13 protein-coding genes are annotated in these 14,371 nt (G+C 66.5%); 9 read left to right on the top strand and 4 right to left on the bottom strand.

What is annotated here, in order from left to right; all coding sequences use genetic code 11:
• Positions 1-10 precede the first annotated feature (10 nt).
• On the top strand, positions 11-622 hold the full coding sequence (locus tag EPN29_11210; protein TAN31997.1) for an HD domain-containing protein: 612 nt from the start codon (positions 11-13) through the stop codon (positions 620-622).
• Positions 622-2,376, top strand: a complete 1,755-nt coding sequence (locus EPN29_11205) for a dihydroxy-acid dehydratase (protein ID TAN31776.1) — start codon at positions 622-624, stop codon at positions 2,374-2,376. The genes EPN29_11210 and EPN29_11205 overlap by 1 nt, the downstream gene beginning before the upstream one ends.
• 13 nt (positions 2,377-2,389) lie before the next feature.
• Here EPN29_11205 and EPN29_11200 read toward each other — a convergent pair whose 3' ends face one another.
• The gene (locus tag EPN29_11200; protein ID TAN31775.1) at positions 2,390-3,940 is read right to left on the bottom strand and encodes a hypothetical protein; all 1,551 of its coding nucleotides are present in this window, start codon (positions 3,938-3,940) and stop codon (positions 2,390-2,392) included.
• 92 nt (positions 3,941-4,032) lie between these two features.
• Here EPN29_11200 and EPN29_11195 point away from each other — a divergent pair, with 92 nt between their 5' ends.
• Positions 4,033-4,950, top strand: coding sequence for an FAA hydrolase family protein (locus EPN29_11195; GenBank protein TAN31774.1), 918 nt, complete (start codon positions 4,033-4,035; stop codon positions 4,948-4,950).
• Between the two features lie 30 nt (positions 4,951-4,980).
• Here the strand turns inward: EPN29_11195 and EPN29_11190 are convergent, their stop codons facing one another.
• Complete coding sequence (locus EPN29_11190; GenBank protein ID TAN31773.1) at positions 4,981-5,763, bottom strand: FadR family transcriptional regulator; 783 nt, start codon at positions 5,761-5,763, stop codon at positions 4,981-4,983.
• 60 nt (positions 5,764-5,823) lie between these two features.
• Here EPN29_11190 and EPN29_11185 point away from each other — a divergent pair, with 60 nt between their 5' ends.
• From EPN29_11185 to gap, 6 genes are all read left to right on the top strand, one after another.
• Positions 5,824-6,810, top strand: a complete 987-nt coding sequence (locus EPN29_11185; protein TAN31772.1) for an alpha/beta fold hydrolase — start codon at positions 5,824-5,826, stop codon at positions 6,808-6,810.
• Positions 6,811-6,933: 123 nt separating this feature from the next.
• Positions 6,934-7,410, top strand: a complete 477-nt coding sequence (locus EPN29_11180; protein TAN31771.1) for a RidA family protein — start codon at positions 6,934-6,936, stop codon at positions 7,408-7,410.
• Positions 7,411-7,518: 108 nt separating this feature from the next.
• A complete protein-coding gene (locus EPN29_11175; protein ID TAN31770.1) occupies positions 7,519-8,748 on the top strand; it encodes an aminopeptidase P family protein in 1,230 nt (409 codons plus the stop codon).
• A gap of 22 nt (positions 8,749-8,770) precedes the next feature.
• Positions 8,771-10,201 (top strand): amidase, encoded by a 1,431-nt coding sequence (locus tag EPN29_11170; GenBank protein TAN31769.1) that lies wholly within the window; start codon positions 8,771-8,773, stop codon positions 10,199-10,201.
• 164 nt (positions 10,202-10,365) lie between these two features.
• Positions 10,366-11,088, top strand: coding sequence for a type 1 glutamine amidotransferase (locus EPN29_11165; protein TAN31768.1), 723 nt, complete (start codon positions 10,366-10,368; stop codon positions 11,086-11,088).
• Positions 11,089-11,227: 139 nt separating this feature from the next.
• Positions 11,228-12,286, top strand: a complete 1,059-nt coding sequence (gap, locus tag EPN29_11160) for a type I glyceraldehyde-3-phosphate dehydrogenase (GenBank protein TAN31767.1) — start codon at positions 11,228-11,230, stop codon at positions 12,284-12,286.
• 108 nt (positions 12,287-12,394) lie between these two features.
• On the opposite strand, the gene ptsP is transcribed toward gap, so the two are convergent.
• Entirely contained in the window at positions 12,395-14,113 is a 1,719-nt protein-coding gene (ptsP, locus tag EPN29_11155; protein ID TAN31766.1) for a phosphoenolpyruvate--protein phosphotransferase, read from the bottom strand.
• Positions 14,110-14,370, bottom strand: coding sequence for an HPr family phosphocarrier protein (locus EPN29_11150; protein ID TAN31765.1), 261 nt, complete (start codon positions 14,368-14,370; stop codon positions 14,110-14,112). The genes ptsP and EPN29_11150 overlap by 4 nt, the downstream gene beginning before the upstream one ends.
• Position 14,371 lies beyond the last annotated feature (1 nt).

Raw genomic sequence — 14,371 nt, 5'->3', positions numbered from 1 at the left:
CGCCAGGGCCATGCCCGAGGTGGAGCTCATCCAGGATGCCGCCCTCCGCCGGAAGGTGCTCGAGGTCTGGGCGCTCGCGCTGGCCGAAAGCTCGTTCACTCGCATCGAGGAGGTGCCGGGAGAGCCGGAGATCGATCCTTCGGTGAACCAGCTGACCCACCAGCGTGCCGTGGCCAGGCTGGCATGGCAGATCGCGGATGTCATGGAGGCCACACTGCCCGCGATCCACTTCGACCGCGACGTGCTGGTCGCCGGGGCTCTCGTCCACGACGTCGGCAAGGCGTTCGAATACGACCCGGAGCGCGCCGCCCTGTGGCGTAACCGCCCCCAGGCGGCCGGCTACCCGCCCATCCGCCATCCGGCATACGGCGTCCACCTCGCGTTGCGGGTGGGACTGCCGGAGGCGGTCGCGCACATCTGCGCCGCGCACGCGAAAGAAGGGGAGATGATCCAGCGCAGCCTGGAGGCGGTGGCCGTCCACTACGCCGACTTCGCCTTCTGGGAATTGGTCGCGAAGGCGCGCACCGGACTGTCTGAGGAGCAGGCCATCCGGCTGGCCTGGCCGAGCGACGGGCTCAGAGCGATTCCAAGACCTCATCGCGACTTGGGTCGGACGGAGTGATGAGCGGCAAGGCCGGGGGGCTGCGAAGCCAGCGCTGGTTCGGATCCCATGACGTCAGCGGCCTCCTGCACCGAGCCTCGTTGCGTTCCGAGGGGATCTCCACCGAGGGCCTTGCCGGCCGGCCGGTGGTGGGCATCTGCAACTCCTGGAGCGAGGTGGTCAACTGCAACCTGCACTTCCGGGCGCTCGCCCAGGCCGTCAAGCGTGGGGTCCTGGCCGCCGGGGGGCTGCCGCTGGAGTTCCCCACCATCTCGCTCGGCGAGAACCTGATGAAGCCGACGACGATGCTCTTTCGCAACCTGATGGCCATGGACGTCGAGGAATCGATCCGCTCCAACCCCTTCGATGCGATCGTCCTGGTGGCCGGCTGCGACAAGACCATCCCGGCGCAGCTGATGGGAGCCGCCAGTGTTGACCTGCCGGCGCTGATGGTCACGGGTGGGCCGTCGGAGGCGGGCTCATTCAGGGGCCGGAGCCTGGGCGTGGGCACCGATCTCTGGCATTACACGGACGACTATCGCGCCGGCCGGATCAGTGAACGCGATTATGACGACCTGGAGGCCGCCCTGATCCCATCCACCGGGCACTGCAACGAGATGGGCACCGCCTCCACGATGAGCGCGATCGTCGAGGCGCTGGGCCTGTCGCTGCCCGGGTCGAGCGCGATCCCCGCCGTCGACGCACGCCGCTACGTGAGCGCGGAAGCAGCCGGCCGGCGCGCGGTCGGGCTGGCCCACGACGGCCCGCGACCCTCGCAAATCCTGAATGCCAAGGCATTCGACAACGCGATCACCGTGCTCATGGCCCTGGGCGGCTCGACCAACGCCGTGGTGCATCTGCTGGCGCTGGCCGGCCGGGTGGGGGTCGATCTGCCGCTGGAGCGGTTTGCGGAGATCAGCCGGCGAACTCCGGTGCTGGTCAATCTGCGGCCCAGCGGCAGTCACCTCATGGAGCAGTTCTACCGGGCCGGCGGAGTTCCCGCACTGATGCGGGAGCTGGCGGCGCTGCTGCACCTGGATGCCGTCACCATCACCGGCAGGCCGATCGGCGAGCAGATCTCCGCCGACCCGACCACCGACCGGGACGTGATCGCGGCACTCGAGGCGCCGCTGCATCCCAAGGGCGCGATCACCGTGCTGAGGGGAAGCCTGGCGCCGGCTGGGGCGGTCATCAAGGTCAGCGCCGCATCGCCGCATCTGCTCCGCCATCGGGGGACGGCCGTCGTCTTCGAGGACATCCACGACCTGGCGGCGCGCATCGATGCCCCCGAGCTGCCCGTGGATGCGACTTCAGTCCTGGTGCTCAAGAACGCGGGGCCGCGGGGCGGCCCCGGGATGCCCGAGTGGGGTCAGATTCCCATCCCGAGGAAGCTGTTGCAACAGGGCATCTCCGATTTGGTCCGGATCTCGGACGCGCGCATGAGCGGCACCGCGTTCGGCACCGTCGTGCTCCATGTCGCGCCGGAGTCCGCCGCCGGCGGCCCGCTCGCGTTCGTGCGAGACGGAGACCCGATCCTCATCGACGTCGAAGCGGGCCGGATCGATCTGGACGTCCCGAGCTCAGAACTCGAGCGCCGCCGGCGCGCGTGGACCCCGCCGAAGCCCAAGTACAGCCGTGGATACGGACGGCTCTATCTCGAGCACGTCCTGCAGAGCGATCAGGGATGCGACTTCGATTTCCTGCGCAAGGTTCCCGGTCAGCCGGCTGAAAGCGAGCCTCACGGGATTCTGTCGGGCTGGATCGGCGGGTGGTAGACGCCGCCGGCGGTCAGCGACCGACCAGCGGAGCCGGTCCCGCCTCGCCGCGATAGCGCTCGCGCAGCTCGGCCTTGGCCACCTTGCCGCTGCCGTTCTTCGGCAGCGAATCGATGAACTCGAAGCGCGTCGGTGTTTTGAAGCGACTCAAACCGCGGTCGGAGCAGAACGCCCGCAGCTCATCGGCGCTCACGGGCTCGCCTCGCGCGACGATGACGGCGACGGCCTGCTCGCCCCACTCCGGGTCCGGGGCTGCGATCACCGCCGCCTCAAAGACACCGGGGTGCTGGAACAGCACCTCCTCGATCTCCTTGCTGCTCAGGTTCTGGCCGCCACGCACGATGAGATCCTTCTTGCGATCGACCAGATAGAGGAAGCCATCGCGCATCTCACCAATGTCGCCGGAGCGCAGGTAACCGTCGACGATGGTGGCCGCCGTCTGTTCCGGGTCCTGCCAGTAGCCGCGCATCATGTAGGAACTGCTGAACCAGACTTCGCCGCGCGCTCCCGCGTCGGCATCCTCTCCCGCATCCGAGACCACGCGTACGTGCATGCCGTAGGACGGCTGGCCGGCCGACGACAGCCGGGACCTGTCGCCCCGCAGCGCCTCGACGTGCTCGTGCTTGCGGAGGGTGGTTCCGATGCCTCCAATCTCCGTCATCCCGTAGAGCTGCGTCAGCACGGGGCCGAATCGCTCGATCATCTCGGCGACCCGGTCGGGGGCTGCCGGGGCGGACCCGTATGCGATGGTGTGGATCGAAGGGATCGAGGCCTTGCCACCGCGACCGGATTTGAGCACCCTGTAGAGCTGGGTGGGCACGATCTCGGTATGGGTGACCGCGTGGTCGTTCACGGTGCGCAGAAAGCGCTCGCCGTCGAATGATCTGACCTCGGTCATGACGATCGTCGCGCCGACGTAGAAGCAGGGTGCAAATCCCACCGTCACGCTGACATGGTGCGGCAGGCTGACCAGGTACCGGCTGGCACCGTTCACCTCGCACTCCAGCGCGAAGTTGGCGGCGTGATGCATGACCGCGAGATGGGTGAAGGCGGCGCCCTTGGGCAGCCCCGTCGTCCCACTCGTGTACAGGATGCAGGCATCGTCCGAGCTGGGGATCGAGGCAAAGCCGGCCGAGAATTCGGCGCTCGATCGTTCGAGGTCGTTTCCGGTCTCCTCCGCGTCGATCACGACCAGGGGAATGCCCCGGGCCTCCGCCACCGATTGGGCGCTTGCGGCGGTGGCCGAATCCGTGACCATTACGTGCGGCAAGGCGCTGTCGCAGAGAGCGGCCAGGTCGGAGAGCTCGAGGCGGAAGTTGATGGGCACGGCGATGGCGCCGAGCTTCAATATTCCCGCGAGCAGCTCGGGGATCTCCGGACGGTTGGGCATCAGGTAGGCGACGCGCATTCCGCGATTGACGCCGTACCGCCCGAGCAGCATGTGCGCGATCCGGTTCGAGCGTGCGTCGAGCTCGCGATAGGTGCGTCGGAACCCGTCTGCTACGACCGCGGGGCGATCAGGGTGCCGGATCGCGTGGTGGTGGATTGAAAGGCCGAGGTTCACCGGCTTCGCCCAAGCAGAGGGTCATGATAGACGAGCGCTGACGGCGGCCGCCAAAGTCCTGGTCGAGATTGTGGTTCCAATAAAATCACAATGTGAACCTGATCAGCTATGCCCACGACGGTCGCTGGCGAGCCGGCTTCAGCGAGAACGCAGCGCTGGTTCCAGTGGCCGCTTGCGGTGTGCAGCTCTCGGCTTGCGGCAGCGAGGCCAGGAGCCTTCTGGAGGCGGGGCCCGATGCGCTCAAGGCGGCGGCCGCGGCGGCCAGAAAGCTCCTCGCTTCGGGCGCGGCCGGCACTCTGCGCCTGGAGGAACTTGCCGTCGGTCCGCCGGTACCGGATCCGGACAAGATCCTGTGCCTTGGGCTCAACTACTTCGCCCACGTCGGTGAGGTGTCGATGGAGGTCCCCAAGGCTCCGATCCTGTTCCCCAAATTCCGCAACAGCCTGGTCGGCCCGGCTGATCCGATCAGGCTGCCTGCCAGCTCCCGGGAAATTGATTTCGAAGGCGAGCTGGCCGTCGTGATCGGCAGGCGCTGCAAGGACGTCAGTGAGCAGGACGCGATGAGCTGTGTCGCGGGCTACGCGTGCTTCAATGACGTCAGCGCGCGGGATGTCCAGTTCGTCACGAGCCAGTGGACCGCCGGCAAGGCGCTCGACACCTTCGCTCCGATGGGTCCAGGCATGGCGCTGGCGGAGGACATCTCCGATCCCCAGAATCTCCTCCTGACGACGCGTGTCAACGGCGACGTCATGCAGCAGGCGAGCACCGCCCTGATGATGTTCTCGGTGGCCGCCACCATCGCCTTCATCAGCTCGCTGATGACCCTCGAGCCCGGTGATGTCATCGCGACGGGGACGCCGGCAGGGGTCGGTTTCACCCGGCGGCCGCCCGTCTATCTCAAGCCGGGGGACACCGTGGAAGTCGAGATCGAGCGCGTGGGCACGATCCGCAACCCGGTTCGAGGCGCCGTCGCGCTGGAGGGTTCCGCGGACCTCGACTCCGGACGCTGAGCCCGTCTTGGGTGGGGACCTCGAGTCGAATCACCGATCGCCGGAACGGACAGGTTTTCGGCCCCGGCCCTTGCTGAGCGCCCCGGCCGGGCGTCGCTGACCCGCCGGCGGCGGTTGCGCCGGCTGATCACTCCCCAACTCGTCCCGCACGTGCCGCAGGTGGGCGGCCATCGCCGCCGCGGCGGCATCGGGGTCATGTGCCTTGAGCGCCCTGTAGATCTGACGGTGCTCGGCCAGGGTCCGCTCCCGGATCTCCCGACGCTTGGCCGTCAGCATCCGGCTCCCCTTGCCCAGGATCACGAGGCTCTCCATGAGCGCCACCAGTACCGCGTTGCCCGAGGCTTCGTGGATCATCTGATGGAAGGCGATGTCGCCTTCAATGAATCGCTCCAGGTCGCCGATCTGACCTGGCAGCTGGCTGGTCAGGGTCTTGATGCGCTTCAGATCGGCATCGGTTATCCGTGCCGCGGCGGACCTCGCCGCGCCGACCTCGAGCATCAGCCGCACCTCGAATAGACCCTGGAGCGCTGGGATGTTGCTGGCCAGGACGAAGCTGAGTGGATGGGCCAGCAATTCGGCGCTGAGGCTGGTTACGTAGGTGCCGCTGCCCTGCCTGATTTCAAGAATTCCCAACGCACCCAGGGCTCTGATGGCTTCGCGCAGCGATGGCCGGGACAGACCGAGCATCTCGGACAGGGTTCGCTCCGACGGCAATTTGTGACCCGGCTCGAGCTCTCCGGACGCCACCAGAGCTTTGATCTGCCGGATGGCTTCGTCGGGAACCGTGCGCCGCTGGATCTTTTCAAAGGCCAATGGAGATCACCGCGCCCGTGCGTCGCCAATTGTGATTCGCATCTTGCCGGCCCGTTCCGGATGGCTTTGGGCGCGTGGGAAAGGTCCTTGGCCGAGATGCTACAAGTGGCCTGGCCACCTGTCAATCCAAGCCACGTTTCGCTGCTCGCGCCGGCGGGCGTAGAGCTCGCCCAGCCAGTCAAGTGGCTTGACCAGTTGACCCCTGCCACCAATAATGTCCGGGTGCCAAACGTATCTCTGTCCACCGGCATTTCGATGTTCTACCAAACCGTTGGTGAGGGGGAGCCCATCGTGCTGATCATGGGCACCGGCGCCGACCACACTCCGTGGGACGCGACCGCGCAGGCGTATGCCGCCAATTTCCGAGTCATCACCTTTGATCAACGGGGTACCGGGCGAACCGATCGGCCGGAAGACCCAGGGAGCTACAGCGCCCGAGGGATGGCGGATGACGTGGCTGCCCTGCTGGATTGCCTGGGTGTCGGCGTCTGCCATGTGTCGGGCATGTCGTTGGGCTCAGCCATTGCTCAGGAGCTGGCCATCAACCACCCGGACAAGGTGGCCTCCCTCCAGCTGCACTGCACCTGGGGGCGCACCGACGACTGGCTGCGTCGTGTCTTCGAGAGCCTCCAGTACCTTTTGGAACGGCCCACGCTCGACGCGTACTTCCACACCGACAACGTCTGGATCTACAGCGCCGACTTTCTCAACCGGGACCCACGGGCAATGGCGGCGGAAGAGGCGCAATTCCTTCGCGATCCCTACGCGCCGACCCATGTCACGCTGCGGGGGCACCTCCATGCCGACCTCATGCATGACTCCCTCGACCGGTTGCACAACATCAAGGTGCCCACGCTGATCACGTCAGGAGAGATGGATTGGCAGGTCCCGACTCGCTACGGCCGAGCTGTCCATCAAGAAATCGCCGGCAGCCGCCTGCATGTCTTCCAGGGCTCACGATCCAGCCACAATGCGTTCTTCGAACTGGCCCCCGAATTCAATGAGCTCACGCTTCGGTTTCTCGCGGACACCGCCCCCAGAATTTGATGACCGCGCCGATGCCCGGTGCTCGACGCCGGCGGCTCCGCCTCCCGCCGGCGCCGGCGGATCAATGGCCTGATCCACTTCCAAGCCCACCCGGATTCATGACATCACAAGGGAGCAAGAGCCATGGCTGACAGTGCAGAAGAGAGATTGATTCAGCTCGGATTGCAACTTCCGGCGCCGGCGCCCCCCATCGCGACATACGTGGGCGCGGTCACGAGCGGCAACCTCGTGTTCGTTTCCGGTCATGGCCCCTACCGCGACGGAAGCTATCAATACATCGGCAAGGTCGAGAGTGAGGTCTCCGTCGAGCAGGGGTACGAATCGGCCCGGCTGACGATCATCAACTCCCTGGCCTCGCTCAAGGCCGAGATCGGATCGCTCGACCGGGTGACGCGGATCGTGAAGCTGCTCGGAATGGTCAACAGCGATCCGAACTTCAGTCGACAGCCGGAGGTGATCAACGGGGCCTCCGACCTCCTGGTCGAGATCTTCGGCAAGCGAGGCGCACACGCGCGCTCGGCGGTGGGTCTGGGAGCGCTCCCGATGCGCATCTCCGTGGAGATCGAGATGATCGTCGAAATCGACGACAGAGGGCGGTAACCGGCAAAGACCGCCGCGTTCGGAATCGCCGTGAGCCAGCACGCGGATCGCGTCGCCGGCGGTTCCGTTCTCAGTTGAGTTTCGGAATGCGCGTTAGGAGGTTTCGGCTTGATCTTTCCACGTGATGAATATGAAAACCGCTGGGCCCTTCTTCAAGCCCAGCTCAAGAAGCGCGGCTACTCGACGGCGGTCTTCTGGCAGCGCACCGGCGGCAGCTACGACGGTGCCGGCGACGTCTATTACCTGACCAACTACGCCTCTCTTGCCTCCGGTTTGGAGCCCAACTACGGCGGCGCCGCGGTGGTCGGCAGAGGCCTGGCGGCACTGATCGTGCGCGTCGGTGCGGAGCCGGAGCTCCACACCGCGGAGCCGGTCTCGGTGCTCGACCGGGATGAGATCGCATGCGGGCAAGTCTTCGGCCATGACTCGAACCTGGCAATCGGACTGGCCAACCGGCTGAAGGAGCTCGGCATCGAGGGTCCCGTCGCCAACCAGGGCGAGGCTGTCCTGCCTGTGGAGCTCTACCGCTACCTGATCGCGGCCACCCCCGCCATCGAGTGGGTGCCCGAGAACGCGCTCCTCTACGAGCTCCAGTCCCATAAGAGCCCGCGCGAGCTGGACGTCTTCCGAACGGTCGGTGAAATCTCTTCCAGAGCTCTCACCACATTGATGGAGTCCCTGATCAAGGGTGAGCGCGAGTGTGACGCGGCAGCCAAGGCGGCGTCGATCATCATCAGCGCCGGGGGCGGGTTTCAGCGCGTGATGTGCCACCACGGCGCCAAGAGCGAGCACGCATTTTTGAACAATCCGCTCTACGGCTATTCGATGGATGCCCCCGAGCCGGGGGACATCGTGCGCGGGTTCGTCTACGGCCCCATCTTCGGCGGTTATTGGATCGACCCTGGCCGGACCGCTGTCTGCGGCGGCAAGCCCAACGCCGAGCAGAAGAAGCTGATCGAGGATTGCGTGGCCATCGTGAACGGGGTCGTCGGCGCCCTCCGGCCGGGCATCACGGGCAAGGAGCTGGGGGCGGTCGGTGACCGTCTGATCCAGGATTTCGGTTACGCCGACGACGTGCGCTCCGCCAGCACCTGGGAGCTGTATGGACACAGCCTCAGCACCTACTGGCTGCCGCCGATGATCCCGGCGTTCGGCAATATTTCAGAAGCCAGGCGGGTGGGGTGGCGCGTCGAGGAGCCGTTTCACGCCGGCCAGGTCTGCACCGTGGAGTTCTTCATTCAAAAGCCGGGGGTGGGCACGGCCACCACCGAGCACGTCGTCATCCTGCAACCGGGCGGGGTCGAACATCTCACCACGACCCCGATGATCTTCTGGTAGCGGCTGAGCGAGGTTGACGTTCATGGACGAACTGCATTACCTGTCGGCCGCTGACTCGCTTCGGCTGTTCCGCAGCCGGGAGCTGTCACCCGTGGAAGTGACGGCGGCCATCATCTCGCGAGCCGAAGAGGTTGAACCTCGAGTCAATGCGTTCAGCGAAACCTTCTACGAGCGCGCTCTCGTGGCAGCGCGAGCCGCCGAAGCGCGATATGGCGGTCGCGGCCCTCGACCGCGCGCCCTGGAAGGGATCACCGTCGCCATCAAGGAAGTGACGCCGGTCAAGGGACAGCGGACCACAAATGGGTCCCTCATCTACGCCTCGGCTCCGCTCGAACAGCAAAGCGCCGCTTTGGTGGAACGGATTCTGCGCGCCGGGGGCATCATTCACGCGCGCACCACTTCGCCGGAATTCACCTGCGTGCCGTTCACGCACTCACGCCTCTGGGGCGTGACCAGAAACCCATGGAATCTCAACTACAGTCCGGGGGGCTCGTCGGGTGGTGCTGCCGTAGCCCTGGCGACGGGGGCGACGACGCTGGCCAACGGGACGGATATCGGAGGCTCCGTCAGAATGCCGGCGGCGTTCTGTGGGGTCGTCGGATTCAAACCCCCGTATGGTCGGGTGCCGGCGTTGCCGCCGTTCAACCTGGATCACTACTCCCACGAAGGTCCACTCGCTCGCACGGTCGCGGATTGCGCCCTGCTGGAAAACACCATCGCCGGCCCTCATGGTTCGGACCCGGTTTCGCTCCGGCCGAAAGTGCGAGTACCGCCGACTCTGCAAGGCATCGAAGGCTGGCGCATCGCCCTCTCGGTCGATCTCGACTCGTACACGGTCGACGCTGACGTTGCCGCCAACACCTTGGCCGCCGCCGAGGCGCTGCGAGAGGCGGGAGCTGTGGTTGAAGAGGTCAACCTGGGCTGGACGATGGCGGACATCATCGACGCCGCGCGGATCCACTACGGGGTCATCTTCGGACCCTACGTGGACAGGGAGGTGGCCGCGCACCGCGACCTGATGACCGATTACGCGATCGGCTTCGCCGAGCGGGCCGCGGGGGTCAAGAAGGAAGAGCTCGTCGAGGGCTTGGAGAAGGAAGCCCGGATCCACTCGGGGCTGGCCGGCGTGCTGGACCGCTACCAAGCCCTCATCTGCCCGACGCTTTCAGCGCAGGCCTTTGTCGCCGGCGATGACTATATCGGCCACGGGCCCAGCGTCAACGGCCGCGAGATTCCAGAAATCCTGGAGACGATGATGACCGTGCCCTTCAACATCTGCAGCCGCTGCCCGGTCATCAGCGTGCCCTCGGGTACGTCGTCGAGCCGGCTTCCCACCGGCCTGCAGATCGTCGGCCGGACCTATGACGATGTCTCGGTTTTCAGGGTGGCTGCGGCTCTCGAGCGGGTTCGTCCGTGGGCACAGCGCCGGCCCGAATTCGCGTCCGCCTCGTGACCCATGCCCGCCGTAACGGCCTCACCGGCGCCCCGAGCCGGGCGACCCAGGAAAAAGGGAGGCGGCTGTTTGACGAAATGGTGCGAGCTTTCGCGGCACGTGTCGACACCGCCCGCTCAGAGGAGCCGCCGAGGCTTGACTGAACCGTCGATCTCGAGCGCACCGTGAAGCCGGTCTTCTGCCTGCGTCACGAGCAGCCGGACACCCTGGGGGCGGGTGATGCGTCGTTTTCATGGTCGGAGCTCGACGCCACATATATAGATGTGTGGTCGGGGCAAGAGGTTCCGCCGCTCGAAGAGGCCTCGGCTCTCGTGGTCCTGGGCGGCTCCATGGGCGTGCCGGATATCGACCGGTTTCCCTTCCTGAATACCGAGCTGGCGACGATTCGAGATGCGCTGCACCACTCGCTGCCTGTGCTGGGCATCTGCCTGGGCGCTCAACTGCTGGCCGCCGCTGCCGGGGCCGACGTATTCCGAGCACCGCACCGGACGTTGGGCTTCCGCTCCGTGATGAAATTGCCCGCCGCCGCGTCTGACCCGCTCTTCCGCACCTACTGCAACGTGGATCGGGTGTTGCGGTGGCACGAGGATACGTTCACGCTCCCCGCCGCGGCCGAACTGCTGATGACTTCGCACGACCTGCCGCATCAAGCGTTTCGCGTCGGCGCCTGCGCCTGGGGTGTCCAGTTCCACATCGAGGTGGACGATGACCTGTTGCATGCCTGGCTCGACGCGGCCGGGCCGCGCCTCCAGGCGATGTGGGGGACGTCGCGTGACGCCCTGCTGAGTGAGGCCGACCACTATCTCACCCACCAGCAGAGGCATTCCGATGCGGTGTTTGCCGCGTTCGCAAGAGTGGTCCGCCAGCGTGAGGGCCGGGTCCGCTAGCAGAACTTTCGCGGACGCCCCGCCAGACGCTGCGGCAGGGTGCGCTGCCTCATTTGGACCACGACTTGACGGGAATCCATGCCAGAAGATGAGACCAAGCCTCGATTCCACGGCTTTGTCTAATGGGGAGGTCCTTGTCATGAGCATTCGCGTCGGCATCAACGGTCTGGGCCGCATAGGCCGAAACGCGTTTCGAGCCGCCGTCCGCCAGCCGGATCTCGAGGTCGTGGCGGCGAACGACATCACCGACGTCGCGACCCTGGCCTACCTCCTGAGGTATGACTCCATCCTCGGCACCTACCCGGAGGCCGTCAACGTTGATGGCGAGTCGCTGGTCGTCGGAGAACGGCGGATCCGGGTCTTTGGCGAGAAGGAGCCGGGGAAGATCCCCTGGGGTGACCTCAAGGTGGACGTGGTGCTCGACTGCACCGGGAAGTTCACCGATGCGACCAAGGCGCGGGCGCACATCGATCCGGGCGGCGCCCGCAAGGTGATCATCTCGGCCGGGGCGACCAACGAAGACATGACGATCGTCCTGGGCGTCAATGAAAGCCGGTACGAGCCCGATCGCCACCATGTCATCAGCAACGCGTCTTGCACCACCAACTGCCTGGTTCCGGTGGTGAAGGTGCTCCACGACCGGTTCGGGGTCGAGAGCGGGGTCATGACCACGGTCCATGCCTTCACCAACAGCCAGCGGCTGCTCGACGCGCCCCACAAAGACCTGCGGCGAGCGCGTGCGGCCACGCTTTCGATCATTCCGACGACGTCCGGTGCGGTCCGGTCGCTGGCCAAGGTGATACCCGAGTTGGCGGGCAGGTTCCAGGGGATGGCGCTGCGCGTGCCGGTGCCGTCGGTGTCGATCGTCGATCTGACCGTGGTGACCAAGGCCGCGGTCACCGCCGAGGCGATCAACAGCGCGTTCCGCGCGGCCGCCGCCGGACCGCTCAAGGAGATCCTGGCGGTTGCCGACGCTCCCCTTGTCTCGGTGGATTTCGAAGGCAACCCTCATTCGGCGATCGTCGACGCGTCATCGACCATGGTCGCCGGGGACAAGCAGGCGAAGGTCCTCGCCTGGTACGACAACGAATGGGGCTACGCCAGCCGTCTGGTCGACCTGGCCGCCTATGTCGGCCGGCGCCTGGCGGTCGATGGCCTGGCTGAGCCGGCGCCAAAGCAAGCTCGCTCCGCTCAGTAGACGGCTCTACCTCGTCGAGTAGGCGAGAGACGAGACCACAGCCATTCCCTCTCCCCTCAGGGGAGAGGGCGAGGGTCGGGGCGCGGGCTCGGCAGGAGACAGCGGCGGTCAGGCAAGCCGGGCGAGGAACGCATCCACAAGGCCCTCGACCTCGCGCGTCGTCGCCTTTTCCAGGGCATCCTGGGCCAATCGCTGGGCGTCCGCGAGCTGGATGCGCAAGACCTGGCGCTTGACCGCCGCGATGGATCCAGGGCTCATGCTCAGCTCACGGATGCCAAGTCCCAGGAGCAGCGCCGTCGCTCTGGGATCGCCGGCCATCTCACCGCACACCCCGCACGGGATTCCGGCCCCGGTGGCAGCGGCGGCGACCTGGCCGATGAGGCGCAGCACCGCGGGGTGGAAGGGCTGATACAGCCGTGCGACTCGATCGTTCGTACGGTCGGCGGCCATCGTGTACTGAATCAGATCATTGGTCCCGATGCTGAAGAACTGCACCTCGCGGGCGAGCTGACTCGCCAGCAGCGCGGCCGCCGGGATTTCGATCATGACGCCCAGAAGGACTCCATCACCTGACCCGGGTCCGAGTTCTGAGCGCGCCCGGTCCAGGATCGCGCGGGCTTGCCGGACCTCGTCCAGCGTCGAGATCATGGGCAGCATGACCTTGAGCTGAGGCCCGCCCGCGGCAGCCGTGAGCAGGGCTCGCAACTGGGTGGCGAGGAGCTCGGGCCGATCGAGGCCCATGCGGATCCCGCGGTACCCCAAGAAGGGATTCAGCTCCGGTTTCAGGTCGAGTGCGGGGACCTGCTTGTCGCCGCCGATGTCGAAGGTGCGAACCGTGACCGGGCGTCCCTCCATGCCCTCGAGCACCTGGCCGTAGATCTCGCGCTGCTCCCGCTCCGACGGCACGGCTCGCCGCCCGGTGACCAGGAACTCCGTCCGAAACAGGCCCACGCCCTCCGCGCCGGCCTCGAGCGCGGCGACGACATCCTGAGGCCCTCCGATGTTGGCCAGCAGCTCGACGCGGACGCCATCGACCGTGACCGCCTGCCGGTCGCGCAGCGCGGTCAGTTCCGCCTTGTCCCGAGAGTACTTCTGCGCATTGGCCTCCAATCGGGCCTGCTCGTCGGCTGAGGGTTGGACCCAGAGCTCGCCGCGCCCGCCGTCAAGCGCGAGCAGATCACCTTCCGAGACCGTGTCGAGGAGACCGGTGATGCCCAGAACCGCGGGTACACCCCAGGAACGAGCCAGGATCGCAACGTGTGACGTCGGCCCACCAGATCCCAATGCGATGCCGGCCAATGCCGCCCGGTCCAGCATCAGGAGGCTGGCCGCGCCGAGCTCGGCCGCGCAGAGCACCGATCCCGGCGCGAGGTTGGCGATCGGAAACGGCGACTGCCCGGCCAGCACGCGGAGGAGGGCCTGGCCGATCTCGCGAACGTCCGACGAGCGCTGGCGCAGGTACGCGTCCTCGAAGCGGTCCATCGCCACCGCGTACCGCTCGATCGCGTCGTGCGTGGCACGCTCAGCTGACGTTCCGCCGAGCACCATCGCCCGTACCGACTCTTCCAGGCCCGGGTCCATGACCATCATCTGCTGGGCTTCCAACAGCGCCTGTTCCTGGACCAGGGAGTTTCGCTCGGCGGCCCGCACGAGCTGTTCCAGGCTCGCCTTCACCTCTTCGCGGGCGGAGGACCAGCGCTCGATCGCCGCCTTGCCGGATTCCGCATGCGAGCCGGCGCGCAAGGACGAGGCTCCGATCACCACGGCCCGACCGATCACCACTCCGGGTGAGGCCGCGATGCCGCGCAGTTTCGTGCTCACCCTCATTCGGTGGGGGTCTCCAGAAAGTCCCGCAGCGCGGCCAACGCCGGTTCGGCATCCTCGCCTTCGACTTCAAGCTCCACCTCGGCACCGCCGTTGGCGCCGAGACCGAGGATGCCGAGAATGCTCTTGGCGTCGGCCTGACGGCCGTTCAAGCGCACCTTGGTCGAAGCCGTGAAGCGATTGGCGAGCTTCACGAACTCGGCGGCCGGTCTCGCATGGAGACCGGCGCCTCGCTGGATGGTGACCCTAGCTCGTGGCATG

Source organism: bacterium (assembly GCA_004299235.1).
Classification (GTDB): Bacteria; Chloroflexota; Dormibacteria; order Dormibacterales; family Dormibacteraceae; genus SCQL01.
This window is presented reverse-complemented; position numbering and strand designations above follow the sequence as displayed.

What these genes read in the sequence shown, in the direction of transcription:
- EPN29_11185 (TAN31772.1), top strand. Translation starts at nt 5,824, where the DNA reads ATGGCTTTGGGCGCGTGGGAAAGGTCCTTGGCCGAGATGCTACAAGTG.
- gap (TAN31767.1), top strand. Translation starts at nt 11,228, where the DNA reads ATGAGCATTCGCGTCGGCATCAACGGTCTGGGCCGCATAGGCCGAAAC.
- EPN29_11210 (TAN31997.1), top strand. Translation starts at nt 11, where the DNA reads ATGCCCGAGGTGGAGCTCATCCAGGATGCCGCCCTCCGCCGGAAGGTG.
- EPN29_11205 (TAN31776.1), top strand. Translation starts at nt 622, where the DNA reads ATGAGCGGCAAGGCCGGGGGGCTGCGAAGCCAGCGCTGGTTCGGATCC.
- EPN29_11150 (TAN31765.1), bottom strand. Translation starts at nt 14,370, where the DNA reads ATGCCACGAGCTAGGGTCACCATCCAGCGAGGCGCCGGTCTCCATGCG.
- EPN29_11170 (TAN31769.1), top strand. Translation starts at nt 8,771, where the DNA reads ATGGACGAACTGCATTACCTGTCGGCCGCTGACTCGCTTCGGCTGTTC.
- ptsP (TAN31766.1), bottom strand. Translation starts at nt 14,113, where the DNA reads ATGAGGGTGAGCACGAAACTGCGCGGCATCGCGGCCTCACCCGGAGTG.
- EPN29_11180 (TAN31771.1), top strand. Translation starts at nt 6,934, where the DNA reads ATGGCTGACAGTGCAGAAGAGAGATTGATTCAGCTCGGATTGCAACTT.